At 35.5% G+C, this 14,610-nt stretch carries 14 protein-coding genes; 3 read left to right on the top strand and 11 right to left on the bottom strand.

All coding sequences use genetic code 11. From position 1 onward, the window contains the following. Positions 1-155: 155 nt before the first annotated feature. The 7 genes from BMX53_RS16920 to BMX53_RS16950 form a co-directional block, all read right to left on the bottom strand. Positions 156-1,409 carry an NAD(P)/FAD-dependent oxidoreductase gene (locus BMX53_RS16920; protein WP_074747901.1) on the bottom strand — a complete coding sequence of 418 codons (1,254 nt, stop codon included), beginning with the start codon at positions 1,407-1,409 and terminating at the stop codon, positions 156-158. Between the two features lie 102 nt (positions 1,410-1,511). Next, positions 1,512-1,961, bottom strand: a complete 450-nt coding sequence (locus BMX53_RS16925; RefSeq protein ID WP_143061444.1) for a hypothetical protein — start codon at positions 1,959-1,961, stop codon at positions 1,512-1,514. 22 nt (positions 1,962-1,983) lie between these two features. Beyond that, positions 1,984-2,460: an SMI1/KNR4 family protein gene (locus BMX53_RS16930; protein ID WP_074747907.1), complete on the bottom strand. Its 477-nt coding sequence runs from the start codon at positions 2,458-2,460 to the stop codon at positions 1,984-1,986. Between the two features lie 109 nt (positions 2,461-2,569). Beyond that, entirely contained in the window at positions 2,570-3,457 is an 888-nt protein-coding gene (locus BMX53_RS16935; RefSeq protein ID WP_063176498.1) for a bifunctional 5,10-methylenetetrahydrofolate dehydrogenase/5,10-methenyltetrahydrofolate cyclohydrolase, read from the bottom strand. An 80-nt stretch (positions 3,458-3,537) separates the two neighbouring features. Further along, complete coding sequence (gene ffh, locus BMX53_RS16940) at positions 3,538-4,878, bottom strand: signal recognition particle protein (RefSeq protein ID WP_074747910.1); 1,341 nt, start codon at positions 4,876-4,878, stop codon at positions 3,538-3,540. A 195-nt stretch (positions 4,879-5,073) separates the two neighbouring features. Continuing rightward, positions 5,074-5,499, bottom strand: a complete 426-nt coding sequence (locus BMX53_RS16945) for a hypothetical protein (protein WP_074747913.1) — start codon at positions 5,497-5,499, stop codon at positions 5,074-5,076. Positions 5,500-5,567: 68 nt separating this feature from the next. After that, positions 5,568-6,242, bottom strand: coding sequence for a hypothetical protein (locus tag BMX53_RS16950; protein ID WP_074747916.1), 675 nt, complete (start codon positions 6,240-6,242; stop codon positions 5,568-5,570). Positions 6,243-6,362: 120 nt separating this feature from the next. Between BMX53_RS16950 and BMX53_RS16955 the strand changes: the two genes are divergently transcribed. The 3 genes from BMX53_RS16955 (at position 6,363) to BMX53_RS16965 (ending at position 10,524) form a co-directional block, all read left to right on the top strand. Continuing rightward, positions 6,363-7,454: a serine hydrolase domain-containing protein gene (locus tag BMX53_RS16955; protein WP_074747919.1), complete on the top strand. Its 1,092-nt coding sequence runs from the start codon at positions 6,363-6,365 to the stop codon at positions 7,452-7,454. Positions 7,455-7,556: 102 nt separating this feature from the next. After that, a complete protein-coding gene (locus BMX53_RS16960) occupies positions 7,557-9,248 on the top strand; it encodes an RluA family pseudouridine synthase (RefSeq protein ID WP_074747922.1) in 1,692 nt (563 codons plus the stop codon). A gap of 43 nt (positions 9,249-9,291) precedes the next feature. Continuing rightward, the gene (locus BMX53_RS16965) at positions 9,292-10,524 is read left to right on the top strand and encodes a DUF445 domain-containing protein (protein WP_074747925.1); all 1,233 of its coding nucleotides are present in this window, start codon (positions 9,292-9,294) and stop codon (positions 10,522-10,524) included. Between the two features lie 332 nt (positions 10,525-10,856). Here BMX53_RS16965 and BMX53_RS16970 read toward each other — a convergent pair whose 3' ends face one another. From BMX53_RS16970 to BMX53_RS16985, 4 genes are all read right to left on the bottom strand, one after another. Further along, positions 10,857-11,615, bottom strand: a complete 759-nt coding sequence (locus BMX53_RS16970; RefSeq protein ID WP_074747928.1) for a hypothetical protein — start codon at positions 11,613-11,615, stop codon at positions 10,857-10,859. A 2-nt stretch (positions 11,616-11,617) separates the two neighbouring features. Next, entirely contained in the window at positions 11,618-12,112 is a 495-nt protein-coding gene (locus BMX53_RS16975) for a hypothetical protein (protein ID WP_074747930.1), read from the bottom strand. 131 nt (positions 12,113-12,243) lie between these two features. Continuing rightward, the gene (locus tag BMX53_RS16980) at positions 12,244-12,756 is read right to left on the bottom strand and encodes an ankyrin repeat domain-containing protein (protein WP_240485494.1); all 513 of its coding nucleotides are present in this window, start codon (positions 12,754-12,756) and stop codon (positions 12,244-12,246) included. Between the two features lie 197 nt (positions 12,757-12,953). Further along, positions 12,954-14,480, bottom strand: coding sequence for a catalase (locus BMX53_RS16985; RefSeq protein WP_074747932.1), 1,527 nt, complete (start codon positions 14,478-14,480; stop codon positions 12,954-12,956). Between the last annotated feature and the right edge of the window lie 130 nt (positions 14,481-14,610).

The raw sequence follows: 14,610 nt of genomic DNA on the forward strand, positions 1-14,610 counted from the left end.
TCTTTCTGCTAAAAATACAACTTATTAAACACAAAAAAAGCTACCCTATCAGGTAGCTTAACTCTATATTTTACTTACACATATATTGTAGATTTACAATCCGTGCTGTACTTTCAACATAAAAACAAAAAGCAAAAACACAAAATAACTTCTGCTTACACCTGCTTCCCTTTCATCATCTTATTCCAATATAAATAAGGCAATAAATACTTCTTTAGTACCCATAAACGCCAATGCTCTTGATCGCTATCTGACACCAACATCTGTTTTAGTTTAGGATCTGGAGTAAACTCATTCTTATAATTAAACTCTGCCAATACTAACTTACCATATCCTGTAATCAGTGGACAAGAAGAATAACCTAAATAATCTTTATTAGTCACTTCTCCATTCGCTACCAACTTACAGATGTTATCTACCACTACAGGAACTTGTTTGCGAATAGCAGCACCTGTCTTGGCAGTAGGTAATCCTGCCACATCACCTAATCCAAATACATTACTATACTTATTGTGCTGTAAACTGTTGTGATCAACATCTAACCACCCCGCAGCATTTACTAAATCTGATGCTTTAATAAACTGTGGAGCAGTCTGTGGTGGTGCCAAATGCAAGAAGTCAAACGACATCTCTACAATACTGTCATCAGTAGTAGTACTGCCATCTGAGATCACCACACACTTATTATCAACCATATTAGTCTGTTTAAAATACACCTTTCTCGCATCAGCATCTATCTTAATTGGATTGTGAAATGGTCTAAAGTCAATACCATATCTATCCACTACCTTCATTAAAGTATCAGCAATAGGCTTTACCCCAAAGATTACACTACCAGGCATTGGAAAGTGTACTTTAGTATTCTTATCTACCCCTTTCTTGCGAAAATAATCACAAGCCATATACATTATCTTTTGAGGAGCACCACCACACTTAATCGGAGTATTAGGTTGTGTAAAAATAGCTGTACCTCCTTTAAACTCCTGTAAGAGCTTCCACGTATATTCAGGATCAATATAATTACTACACACTACTCCCTTCTCTACTGCGTCAGCTAAGCCCTCTATAAGAGATAAATCATTAACTAATCCAGGACATACGACTAAGTAATCATATGTAAATTGTCTTCCGTTTTTAGTACTCACACTATTTTGTTCTGCACTTATAGAAGTCACCCAATCTCTAATCCATTCCACACCTTTAGGTATAAGATCTTTTGTAGGTTTAATTGTCTTCTTCTTATCATATGCACCACCTCCTACTAAGGTAAAGGCTGGTTGATAATAATGTAACTCAGAAGCATCGACAATGCCAATCTCTAGATTGTGATCTCTCTTCTTTAATTGAGCAGCAGTCATTATACCAGCTGTCCCTGCCCCTATAATGAGAATTTGATAGTGAGTTTTCATGATTTACAATATTGTTTGTGTTAATATACCAAAATATTAATCATCTCTAACCTATTGTGTAACATTTGTTACAATAGTACATTATAATCAAAAAGCTATTCTCTACTTCAACGCTATAAACACCATTCCAAACAGCCCTCCTCTAGAGCCATATAGAACTGAAATATCTGGTCCATTCTGATATTGAATCGATTTTACCTCTTCCTTCTTTATATTTACTAAATCTTTGGTGTAAGTAGGCGTCTCACTCCTCTTACCATTTTTATCTATAAACACCACCATATACTCTCCAGATGCTATAGTAGGCAAAGCTCCATCATTATACCATGCACTACTTATTTTATATAGCTTCTCTACATACTCCTGTAGATTTACTTTATTCTCTTCTTTTATTTCAGTCTCACTCTCTATTAGAAGAGGAACACTATTCCTTAATATATGAGACGGTCTCACACTTTCACTTTTAGAAGGTTCTTTAAGGCCAACACCTACTTGAGCATTTGCACTAAAAACAAACATACTCCCCAGAACAATTAATACATTTCTCAACATAACTAATTACTATATCTAAACTTTAATAATCATCTTCCTCATCAAAAGAGAACTCACTCCATACCAACTCCCAAAAAGGATTACTTCTATCAAAGCGAGCATTAAACAAAGGTTCTATCACTTCTCTTGTCTCCTCTAAATCCACGAGGTAATTCATGTATTGAATACATTCTTCAAACTCTTGAAGCGTGTTTGCTGCTAGTAGAGGCTCCCATCTTCCAGCTCCATGCTCCCCAAAGTAAACAGGAAAGCCCTTACCCTCTTCTGTGATATCTATCCAAAACGGATCTTGTGCATAACCACCACAGATTACATACCAATTAGGGTGAAAGTCACCTTCATCCACGCCTGTAATATCTTCACCTGTATTACTATTATACTTATATCCATCTTGAAAACTTACTATATCGCCTGCTTTAGGGTAAAACTGAGGCATAAAGTAATGGTTACACTCTATCTCTTTTGCTACAAAATCTGTAATTACTTTCGGAAACTCCATATTCTATTTTTAAAACATAAATGTAACTTATTCCCACCAATAAAATACATTAAACAAAAAAAGAGAGATGATCTCTCATCTCTCTTCATATATAGAATAATCTTATTTCTTATTCTCCTTTTTTAGCTCTTCTTGAGCGAGCTAATAAAGTGTTCTTTAATAACATTGCGATAGTCATCGGACCTACACCACCAGGTACTGGAGTGATAAAAGCAGCTTTTTTGCTAACCTCATCGAAGTCCACATCACCAGCGATAACGTATCCTTTAGGATTAGTAGCATCTGGTACACGAGTGATACCTACGTCCACTACAGTAACACCTTCTTTTACCATATCTCCTTTTAAGAAGTAAGGTACTCCTAAAGCAGAGATAATAATATCAGCCTCTCTAGTGATTTCAGCAATATTCTTAGTACGACTGTGTGTAAGTGTCACAGTAGCATCACCAGGATATCCTTTGCGGCTCAATAGAATACTCATAGGACGACCTACGATATGAGAACGACCGATAACTACTACGTTTTTACCAGCAGTCTCTACCTTATAACGCTCTAATAACTCCATGATACCATAAGGAGTAGCAGGTAAGAATGTTTCCATCTCTAACGCCATACGACCAAAGTTAGTTGGGTGGAACCCATCTACATCTTTATCCGCATCGATAGCTAATAAGATCTTTTGTTCGTCAATGTGTTTTGGCAACGGTAATTGAACGATATATCCATCAATAGCTGGATCAGCGTTCAACTCTTTTACTTTTGCTAAAAGTTCTTCTTCTGTAGTATCTTCTGGCAAAGAAACTAATGTAGACTCAAAACCTACTTTCTCACAAGACTTAACTTTACTTCCTACGTAAGTTAAACTTGCTCCATTTGTTCCCACAATAACTGCTGCTAAGTGAGGTACTTTTTCTCCACGAGATTTCATCTGTTGAACCTCAACAGCAATCTCATTCTTGATATCTTCCGATACCTTTTTTCCGTCTAGTAGTTGCATCAAAAATTCTAATAAGTGTGTGTTGTTATATAAATAAAGAAGGTTTAAACCTCATAACGAACCTTAAACCTTCTCTTATTTTATCTTTGCATTCCTTTCATTTGACTCATCATTCTCATTAAGTTCTTCCCTTTAGCCCCTTGCATCATCTTCATCATTTTGCTCATTTGGTCGAACTGCTTAAGCAATTGATTAACCTGTTGAATATCTGTCCCCGAACCTTTAGCGATACGCGTCTTGCGTTTCACGTCGATTATAGAAGGTTTAGAACGTTCAGCAGGAGTCATTGAGTAGATAATAGCTTCGATATGCTTAAACGCATCATCTTCTATTTCTACATCTTTCATCGCTTTTCCTACTCCTGGTATCATTCCCATCAAGTCTTTCATGCTACCCATGTTTTTTACTTGTTGGATTTGAGTTAAGAAGTCGTCAAAACCGAACTCATTCTTAGCGATTTTCTTTTGGATCTTACGAGCTTCTTCTTCGTCATATTGAGCTTGTGCACGCTCTACTAACGAGATAACGTCTCCCATCCCTAAGATACGGTCAGCCATACGATCTGGATAGAACACATCGATAGCATCCATCTTCTCACCAGTACCAATAAACTTAATTGGCTTATTTACTACTGATTTAATCGAAATAGCAGCCCCTCCACGAGTATCACCATCTAATTTAGTAAGGATAACCCCGTCGAAGTTAAGTCTATCGTTAAAAGCTTTTGCTGTATTTACAGCATCTTGTCCTGTCATAGAATCCACTACGAATAGTGTCTCATGTGGAGTAATCGCTTTGTGGATATTAGCGATCTCAGTCATCATCTCCTCATCTACTGCTAGACGACCAGCAGTATCGACGATCACTACGTTAAACCCATTTGCTTTCGCATGTTTTATTGCGTTCTCCGCTATTTGTACAGGATTGTTATTTCCTTCTTCTGAATATACTTCTATACCTAATTGATCACCTACTACATGTAACTGATTAATAGCCGCAGGACGATATACGTCACACGCTACCAATAAAGGTTTCTTATTTTTCTTTGTCTTTAAGAAGTTTGCTAATTTACCTGAGAAAGTTGTTTTCCCTGATCCTTGCAAACCTGACATTAAAATAACTGAAGGATTACCAGATAAGTTAATACCTGCAGCCTCACCTCCCATTAATTGAGTCAACTCGTCTTTAACGATTTTGATCATCAATTGTCCTGGTTGTAAAGTTGTAAGTACCTCTTGTCCTAGGGCTTTTTCTTTTACTATATTAGTAAAATCTTTAGCAATCTTAAAGTTAACGTCGGCATCTAATAGAGCTCTACGAACCTCTTTTAGAGTATCTGCTACATTGACTTCTGTAATCTTGCCGTGTCCCTTAAGGATATGAAAGGCTTTATCTAATTTATCACTTAAATTATCAAACATATCGGTATTATTTTAATACTTTGAGTCGCCAAAGATACTATTTAACTCGTTAAGTCACAAAAAGCAAAAGCAACAAAACAAACTTTTTTTGAATATTATTCGTATTTCTTTTGTTTAGGCTTATTTAATAGGAGTTTACAAGTCATAATCATCTCAAATAACACACTATTTACTCCCTCTTAGATAAGTTTAAATCTAAAAAATAGAATAGTTTAGATACTTCGTTTTTCCATATACATAATACCAGTACCTAGACGTAGATTGATAATAATTCCATTTATAAAACAGTCTTTCACTTGCAACTTCTTTCATCACTTCTATGTTTTCATCCATTCGCAACCCCTCTTTTGACATTAACTCCATTATGTAAATCTCAAAATCAATTAAGTTTCCACTCTCTAAATGTCTTCTATTCTCTGATGAATAAAAATCATAAGGTTCAACACTATCTTCCCAACCTGCTTTATCCATTAAACCATTAAGCGCATTTACTTTACGCTCATACACCTTATCACTCAACAGAAACTCCCTTCTTTCTATACTAGGAGCATCTTCTGGAGAAGAGCAGCTCATTAATGTAGCTCCAGCCAATAAACTAACAACAAACAAAACTCTCTTCATAGCTATAATTTAAAATTGGACAACAATATAGTCTCCACAAAAAGTAGTCCATAAATATCATATAGCCATTAATAATCAGCTTCATAACCATGTCCATTATTTCCATAAAATATTAGCCATTTAGCCACAGCGTACAATATATGCAAACGTGCTTCTATTGACTCTTCATCTACTTCAGGTATTTCGCGTTGACTTTTTAGATATTCTAAATTATTCTCTTTAGCTATTTGATCCGCAGCCTCCATTAATCTATTTCCATAATCTAATGTAGCATCAGCTTTCTTTGTTTCCCATGCTTCGTGAACTAAATCTTCTCCAATCAAAGGAATACAATCATTTAAAAACTGTCCTCTCAATACATTCTCATCCTGACCATAAGAACAATATAATGGTACACCATCTAACTCTTTTGCTAAGCCTATCACATAATAATCAGCATGTTCCTTCATAAAATCCTCAAATGTAGAAGGCTTCTCTTCAATACCGTCATACAGACTTTTCAACCATTCATTTGCTTCTTTATCCCTTCCTACTTTAGGAGCTTTAATTGTCTCATAAGTAGGTATAAGATTAGCAAACCATTCTGCTAGAAGATCTTCTCTTGTTGGTGTTTTTTTACCTCTTAATTTATCCCAAAAACTTGGTTGTGGATACTCATCATTATTAATCATATCCATAATTTCATAATACCTCTTTTCAAAACCAGGTTTTGCCTTACCCATAGGTCTCATATCTAATCCCATAACTTTATTTTTTTTTACTAATATACTTAAATACAAACACTTTAAATCAAAACAAATTACAGAAACTCTTTTCTATCTTTAATATTCTTACTTTAGTTTCTTTAATAAAAACTTCATATTATGAAACAATTATTTATACTTACTTCCCTATTTACATTACTATGGAGTAGTAGTACATATAGTCAGGATCTACATACTAAAATAGACAGCATACGCAATCTATACAATGTGCCAGAAGTAACTTATGCAATTATCACGAAAGACCAAATCATCAAACAAGGTGCTTCAGGTCATCACAAGTTCAACGAAAAGAACAACACCTCTAATGCATCCATACAAGATTACTTTCACTTAGGGTCAAACACCAAAGCAATCACTGGATTTATAGCTGCAAAGCTTGTGGAACAAGGGAAAATAACCTGGGAAACGACCTTCTTTGACCTGTTCCCAGAAACTAAAAAAGGCGCAAATCCTATTTACTACAATGCTACACTTAAAGACTACTTCTCACATAGAGCTAAAGTACACGCTTTCACAAGTGGAACAGAGCGTTTGTCTTTACCAGTTTTTGAAGGAAACAAACAACAACAGAGACAAGCATTTGCAAAACACGTATTAACTCTTGCTCCAATAGAATCACCTGATGGATATACTTACTCAAACGCAGGATACAGTATAGCTGCAACGATGTTAGAAAAAGTATCTAACAAATCATGGGAAGAACTAACTAAAGAATTTCTGACTAAAGATTTAGGTATAGAATTTGTCATCGGTTGGCCAAACCGCAATTTAGACAACCAGCCTTGGGGGCACGCCTTACAGTATGATGTATTAGAGTCTGTACCTCCTACTTATAACTACCAACTAAGCCTTATCGAGCCAGCTGGTGATCTAAGTATGAATATAGAAAACTACATCAAATATATCCAACTCAACCTAAAGGGATTGTCAGGTCAGAGCAATACTCTATCTGCAAAAACCTATGATTTCCTTTTTAATAGTAGAGAGAAATATGCTATCGGATGGGGTAACCTTACTACAAAAGAAATGAAACTATATGATCACGCAGGTTCAGACGGTACATTCTTTAGCTATACACAGATAGATGGGCTAACGAATACAGCTTATATCATCCTAGCTAATAGTGGTACTACTAATGCTCAACAGACCGTAATGAAAATAGTACAGGAAATGAAAGATTCTATGAAGTAATACTCTTCACAAGAAATAGCGTTAATCTATCTCCTAAAATTAGCGCTATTTCTTTCCTATTTATCTTTTATCCTTAATTTTGCGGTCTAAATAATACAATAAATGTCTCAGCCTAAAGCTATCTTTAGAACGTTTACTAGTGATGTGCAGTCTATCGAACTGCCGACTAAGTTTACCTTTCCTTTTTACTACGAACCACATCCACTGACTATACTTGCTGCAGAGGAGTTACAGCAAGAGTTAAGTGCACACCCTCTTATAGCACCGCTATTTGATCAAGACAGTCCTGAATGCTTGCCTACAGGTAAGATGTTTGGCGTACTAGTAGTAAAGAATGAAGAAGGGCAATTAGGCTACTTAGCAGGATTCTCTGGTAAATTGGGAAGTTATACAGACTTAGAAGGATATGTACCTCTAATATTTGACCTGTGGAATGAGGAAGGCTTTTTTGCAAAAGAAGAAGTAGAGGTAAAAGCTATCAATACTATCAACGCTAAAATAGAGAAGCTAGAAGCTGACCATGTCTATATCAACGCAAAAGCACTGCTAAAACAACAACTAGCAGACGAAAAAACAGCGATAGAACAGCGAAAAGCTGAACTAAAAATATTAAAGAACGAACGCAAGGCTATCCGTAAAGAACAAGAGAGTATCTTGTCTGCAGAAGAGTTTCAAGCCCTAAACGACGACCTAGTTAGACAGAGTTTAAGAGATAAATATGAGTTGCGCGTATTGACAGAGTATTGGCAAGAACAAATCAATACCTCTAGAGATATTACAACGAGTATAGAAGAAGAACTAAACTTCTTAAAAGAAGAACGCAAGAACAAATCAAATGGCTTACAACAAAAGTTGTTTGCCTCTTATAAGTTCCTAAATTATAAAGGTGAAGAACAGAGTTTATTAGACATCTTTGCCAAAACTGTATTACAGACACCTCCAGCAGCAGCAGGGGATTGTGCTGCTCCTAAACTGATACAGTACGCATATGAGCATAACTATACTCCTATTGCACTTGGTGAATTTTGGTGGGGAGAGTCTCCGAAGTCTGAGATACGCAAACATCAACACTTCTACCCTTCTTGTCGTGGAAAGTGTGAGCCTATCTTAGGACATATGTTAGAAGGATTAGATGTAGATGACAACCCTCTATTAGTAAACCCAGCTCTAAACAGACCTATTGATGTAGTCTATGAAGATGAGTACTTCGCTATCGTAAACAAACCTGAAGACTTCTTATCTGTACCTGGTATTTATATACTAGACTCAGTATATGAGCGTATGAAACTTCGCTACCCTAATGCTACAGGTCCACTTATCGTACATCGATTAGACATGCCTACTTCAGGTATCTTAATCATCGCTAAAGACAAGGACTCTCATAAGGCATTACAAAGTCAGTTTATCAAAAAGAGCTTAGAGAAGAGATATGTAGCTGTACTAGACGGTATCATCGAAGGTGAAGAAGGTATTATTGAACTTCCATTGAGAATAGACTTTGACGATAGACCGAGACAGATGGTCTGCTATGAATACGGAAAGTATGCTAAGACTAGATGGGAAGTAATCGAGCGCAAAGATGGTAAGACGAAAGTATATTTCTACCCTATCACAGGACGCACACATCAACTGCGTATGCACGCCTCACATCCCGATGGGCTAAACACTCCTATAGTAGGTGATGACCTATATGGTACTAAAGCAGATAGATTGTACTTACACGCTGAAAGTATCACCTTCAGACACCCTAAAACATTCGAATTAATGACATTCACTAAAAAAGAGAGTTTTTAAACTCTCTTTTTTCATTATTTTAGTACTGCTAAAAGAAGAAATAATGACTGATAAGAAAAAGCAATTACAGAAACACAAGCGAATAGCAACTGGTTTATTCCTATTGATGGCAATAGTCTATATCATTATGGTATATGCTATCAGACATTCACCTGCCTCGTGGATGGGATATGTCAAGGCATTCTCAGAAGCAGCTATGGTAGGAGCTTTAGCAGACTGGTTTGCTGTCACTGCACTCTTCAGACATCCGATGGGAATGCCTATCCCGCATACTAACCTTATCGTAAATAGCAAAAATAAAATAGGTGATAATTTAGGAGACTTCGTCACAGATAACTTCTTGACAGCAGATAATATCAGACCCTATGTAGAGAAAGTAGATCTAGCTAATATGATTTCTACTTGGTTAAACAAACCTAGTAATCAAGCTATACTAGAAAGCGAAATAACCTCTCTGACCAAAAGGATACTAACAGATCTAAATGACGATAACATTATTCATCTAATGACAGCGAAAGCGAAGGAAGGTATCGCTGCTATCAACATACAAGGCTTTGTGTCTAAAGGGCTGATGTATGCTATAGAAAAGAATGAACACAATAGACTACTAGATATCATACTACCTAAAGCACAGATGTATGTAGAAGAGCACCGCCAAGAAATATATGATAACGTAGTAGAAAAAAAGCCTATCTTAGGACTTATAGGGGGTAAAGCTGTCACCAACCAACTAATCAGTGGTATCAACACTTTCTTAGGAGATATTGAACGTGACCCTCATCACAAGATCAGAAAAGAGATTACACTTCGATTAGAAATGTTAGCTGTAGACATAGAAGCTTCTCCTATTTGGAAAGCTAAATTTGACGAAATCATTAGTCAGTTTATCACAGACAAGACTATCGATACCTATATGCGTGACTTATGGGCATCTACTAAAGAGAGCTTACTTCACCAACTAGAAGACAAGAACTCCACACTGCGCAGTTATATCTCATCTAGCTTATCTAAAATAGCTATAGACCTAGAGAATAATACTGAGAACAAGGCTAAAATAAACAAGTGGATACAGTATACTATCTATAGAGTAGCACTTAAGAATACTAAAGAAGTAGGGCAACTCATTCGCAATACTGTGGAGAGTTGGGACGGTCAGGAGTTAAGTGATAAACTAGAACTAGAGGTAGGTAAAGACTTACAGTATATCCGCATCAATGGTACACTCGTAGGAGGACTAGTAGGTCTACTTATTTATATTATCACATCCATGCTATAACCTAGAGTAATCATTAACTCAATATCTTGTAGTGTCTCACTTTTACTTCTTCTACAATCAACATTTATTATATAAACAGTTGCTGTTTTGCATCTATCCCACATTAATTGGCTATCGAATGACTCCGCTGTGACTCCGCTATAAGTCCGTTGTGACCCTGCTATTTTAATGAAATTAACGGAGTCAATACAGAATTATCACTCAGTCAAAACTGATTCAAATAATACTGAACAAAACTGCCATTAATACTGTACAGATACTTTAAAAAAATTGATATACAAAAAAGGCTGTAATCTATAGATCACAGCCTTCTTTGTATCTGATATATTGATTTAATTATCTGATTTGCCTACTAGTGTAGTTTCCTTCTCTGCACTATCTTTTATAGTGATAGATACTTGATTTGGCACATTAGATTCTAGGTCATCCATCAATATAGTGATAGTCCCTTTCGTTCTTTTGTCTAAAAAGTATAATACTCTACTTCTTATTGTACCTTGTATATCTTCAGTCCCTTCTAATATAGCATCAGGAGCTTCTGCCATAGTCTTACCCGCAGTCCATTGTGTTAAACGCATTACTTGTGCATTCTTTCTATCTATTCTCCAGATATCATCCCCTACTTTTATCACTGCATAAGGTTCGAAGTATTTTCTAACACTTTTGTGAAGATTCTTTTTATCTGCATTTATTAGAGATTCTCTTATTTTTTTCTCTGCTTCAGTTTGATCATACACTTTTGTAATATTTCCTTCTTCATTTATCCACATACGCCCAAGGTCAAACATAATTCCTCTCCATCCCATATCTGTATATTCTTCGATAACAGAATGTGAAATTTTCGCTGAAAACTCAGGAGAAAACAACTGTTCAAATTTGCTTACAAATTCAAACTCTGTAGTAATATCAGGTAGTGGGTAATCACGTTTTAAAGGATATACCACTCGCTTAGCGATACCATCTCTATTCTCATTTTCAAACAAGTCAATCAGAGAGGTAACTTTTTCTACAGCTGTTGCAGAGAGAGCACTCTCTTGACTAAATCCACTAACTCCCATTAGCAGGAATACAATAGCTAATAATCTTTTCATATTTACTCTTTAGTTTTCAATTCTACTAAGCGATTACGCATATGCTCTGAGAGCATCTTTTGTACCTCGCCATCTTGTTCTGTAGCTTTTAAATAATCAAAATAAGCTAATAACTCATCTCTTCTTTCCTTGCTCAATTCAATTCTAGCTGTACTTAAAAAGGTATCGAAAGAAATGTGTGCTGCACATAGGTAGTCATATAAATAGTAAGTTCCTCCGCGTTCTAACAAAGTCTCAGCTAATAAATGAAACTTATTATATACCGAAAAATTAAGTTTAGTGACCATTCCCAAGTTTATAAATAAATCTCTTAATAGCTGTAAATCTACTGTCTCTAACTGCTCGCATACTAGCTCTGCTATCTGGATTCTAAAAAAATAGTTCTCGTCTTTAAACTTACCACCATACTTTCCATTCCACTCCAAAGCTAGCCATTCGCTATCTGACTCACTATAATTATCTATAAAACACTGAAAACCACCACTACTCACTTCCATTTCTCCTTACTTATTTAATTCTACTACAGATGATAAAAATACAATTAAAAATAAAAAAGCGAACAATTACTTTTCGACTATTTAAAAAGGAATTGTTCGCTCCATATTATGAAGGAATTGTGGGGTATTTATTACTCTAGTATTTTTATCATTTCTATATTTTCTTGTGTTCTCGCGTGGTCTAAAGCAGTAAATCCTCTACTATCTTTAAGTGCCTTATCCGCTCCTGCTAATAATAGCTCCTTCACTATCTCTACATTGCCAAAAGTAACAGCGAAAATTAAAGGACTTGCTCCATTAGTATTGCTTTTATTTACCTCAGCTCCCTTATCTAGTAATAACTTAACTAATGATACATTCTTCTTAAATACTGCTCCTATTAAAGCAGTATTCCCCATAGCATCTTGAGTTTCTAATTCTACTCCTTGTTCTAATAACAACTTTACTACATCCTGGCTATTATTATATACTGCGATAATCAAAGGGGTAAACGAACGTTCATTGACTTGATTAAGATCTACTTTCTGTTCGATTAATTGCTGAATAGCAATAGTGTTATTCTCTCTGGCTGATGTAAATATATCTTGTCCAAAACTCAACTGTGTCATTAATAGAAACAAACTGAATACAATATATCTTTTCATATTACATTTTTAAAAAATAAATCCAACACAAATACATCTTCTCAAAACAATACTAGGTATAAAATGGAGGTAGAAAGTAAATAATATAAAATATAAGCTTATACCCAAGAATAATGTTTTGTAATCTCAATACAACTTGTTGATTAGAAATACTGAGAAATAGATATATCCATGTTGAATCTTAATGAGTTATTTATCTATTTTTGTTCAAAGTAAGGTTTGATATCTTCTAACTTCACATTAGTAGCTTTTAATAAACGAGTCCCATAGTCTTTATCGGCTTGATAGAAATAAGCAACCATTTTATATACTATAACTTTGTTCTTAATAGAGTTAAAAGCACCGCTTAAATTCTTGATTAGATTATCTTGATCTTTCTTAGAGAACGAACGATATAATTCACCAGCTTGTTTAAAGTTATTTTCTTTATCTATCACATGTTGAGTTGTACTAACTGGTGTGAAGAACTCTGATTTAGAATACTTAAATTTCGCATCGTCTACTACTTCAGGTTTAGTAGTCGAAGGTTGATAGTTAACATCACCTGACTGTGGTCTTAATGACATATAACCATTTTGATTATACGTATTAACTTGATTCTTAGCAGCATTTACAGGTATTTGTTGAAAATTACCTGTTAGGCGGTGACGTTGTGTATCTGCATAAGAGAACATACGTCCCTGTAGTAACTTATCTTCTGATGGCTCTATACCAGGCACTAAAGTACTTGGCGCAAAGGCTGCTTGTTCTACTTGTTGGAAATAGTTAGTAGGATTAGCATTTAAAGTCATCGTACCTACTTTCACAGATTTAGCTACTGCCTCTGGCCATATCTTCGTTACATCTACAGGATTAAAATCTAATGCATCAAAATCCTCTCTCTTTAACATCTGTACATATAAGTCCCAAACTGGGTACTCTTTTCTATCGATAGCGTGATATAAATCTAGAGTAGCGTGCTCTACAGAAGTAGCTTGGATAGCATTAGCCTCTTCTTGTGTCAAGTTTTTAACTTCTTGGCGAGGTACCCATTTATATTTCACATAGGTTACTTCTCCTTTTGCATTCACCCATTTATATGCGTGTACACCATTACCCTCCATCTGTCTAAAGTTAGCTGGGATACCATAGTCTGAGAATAACCATGTAAACATATGCGTTGACTCTGGTAGATTAGAAAAGAAATCAAATACTCTATTAGGATCTGAAGCTCCGTTAGTCAATGGTGATGGTTTAAATGCATGTACCATATCTGGGAACTTAATCGCATCGCGGATAAAGAATACAGGTAAGTTATTTCCTACTAAATCATAGTTACCCTGTTCTGTATAAAACTTAACTGCAAATCCTCTAGGGTCTCTATATGTCTCAGGTGAACCCTGCTGATGTGTCACTGTAGAGAAGCGTACTAATAATGGAGTGACCTTACCTGCCTGAGATAAGAAGTCTGCCATAGTCTCGTCTGAAAAATCTGCAGCAGCTACAAATTCTCCAAAAGCACCTGCTCCACGAGCGTGTACTACTCTCTCAGGAATACGCTCACGATCAAAGGCTGCTAACTTCTCTATTAAGTGAACGTCTTCTAATAACACTTGTCCGTTATTACCTATTGTTTTTGAATGTTGATTACTCCCTACAGGACTTCCTGTATTAGTCGTTAATACTTGAGCTTGGATAAAAGATGTAGCTAGTAAAGCTGACATCATCACACTTCTTTTGAGCATAATAATTTGTGTTTATTAATTTGTTTTATTGTTTACTTTCACAAATGTATTATGTCAAGACAGGGTATTTCTGTACTTCCAAACGATAGATTTTATTCTATGATAAATTCTATTTATCATAAATATTATC

The organism is Myroides marinus, assembly GCF_900109075.1.
Taxonomy (GTDB): domain Bacteria; phylum Bacteroidota; class Bacteroidia; order Flavobacteriales; family Flavobacteriaceae; genus Flavobacterium; species Flavobacterium marinum_A.

Bases quoted from the DNA above. Each gene is read 5' to 3' on its own strand.
- BMX53_RS16970 (WP_074747928.1), bottom strand. From the start codon at position 11,615: ATGAAAAGATTATTAGCTATTGTATTCCTGCTAATGGGAGTTAGTGGA.
- BMX53_RS16950 (WP_074747916.1), bottom strand. From the start codon at position 6,242: ATGGGATTAGATATGAGACCTATGGGTAAGGCAAAACCTGGTTTTGAA.
- BMX53_RS16955 (WP_074747919.1), top strand. From the start codon at position 6,363: ATGAAACAATTATTTATACTTACTTCCCTATTTACATTACTATGGAGT.
- BMX53_RS16925 (WP_143061444.1), bottom strand. From the start codon at position 1,961: ATGTTGAGAAATGTATTAATTGTTCTGGGGAGTATGTTTGTTTTTAGT.
- BMX53_RS16975 (WP_074747930.1), bottom strand. From the start codon at position 12,112: ATGGAAGTGAGTAGTGGTGGTTTTCAGTGTTTTATAGATAATTATAGT.
- BMX53_RS16965 (WP_074747925.1), top strand. From the start codon at position 9,292: ATGACTGATAAGAAAAAGCAATTACAGAAACACAAGCGAATAGCAACT.
- BMX53_RS16930 (WP_074747907.1), bottom strand. From the start codon at position 2,460: ATGGAGTTTCCGAAAGTAATTACAGATTTTGTAGCAAAAGAGATAGAG.
- ffh (WP_074747910.1), bottom strand. From the start codon at position 4,878: ATGTTTGATAATTTAAGTGATAAATTAGATAAAGCCTTTCATATCCTT.
- BMX53_RS16960 (WP_074747922.1), top strand. From the start codon at position 7,557: ATGTCTCAGCCTAAAGCTATCTTTAGAACGTTTACTAGTGATGTGCAG.
- BMX53_RS16920 (WP_074747901.1), bottom strand. From the start codon at position 1,409: ATGAAAACTCACTATCAAATTCTCATTATAGGGGCAGGGACAGCTGGT.
- BMX53_RS16935 (WP_063176498.1), bottom strand. From the start codon at position 3,457: ATGCAACTACTAGACGGAAAAAAGGTATCGGAAGATATCAAGAATGAG.
- BMX53_RS16985 (WP_074747932.1), bottom strand. From the start codon at position 14,480: ATGCTCAAAAGAAGTGTGATGATGTCAGCTTTACTAGCTACATCTTTT.
- BMX53_RS16980 (WP_240485494.1), bottom strand. From the start codon at position 12,756: ATGAAAAGATATATTGTATTCAGTTTGTTTCTATTAATGACACAGTTG.
- BMX53_RS16945 (WP_074747913.1), bottom strand. From the start codon at position 5,499: ATGAAGAGAGTTTTGTTTGTTGTTAGTTTATTGGCTGGAGCTACATTA.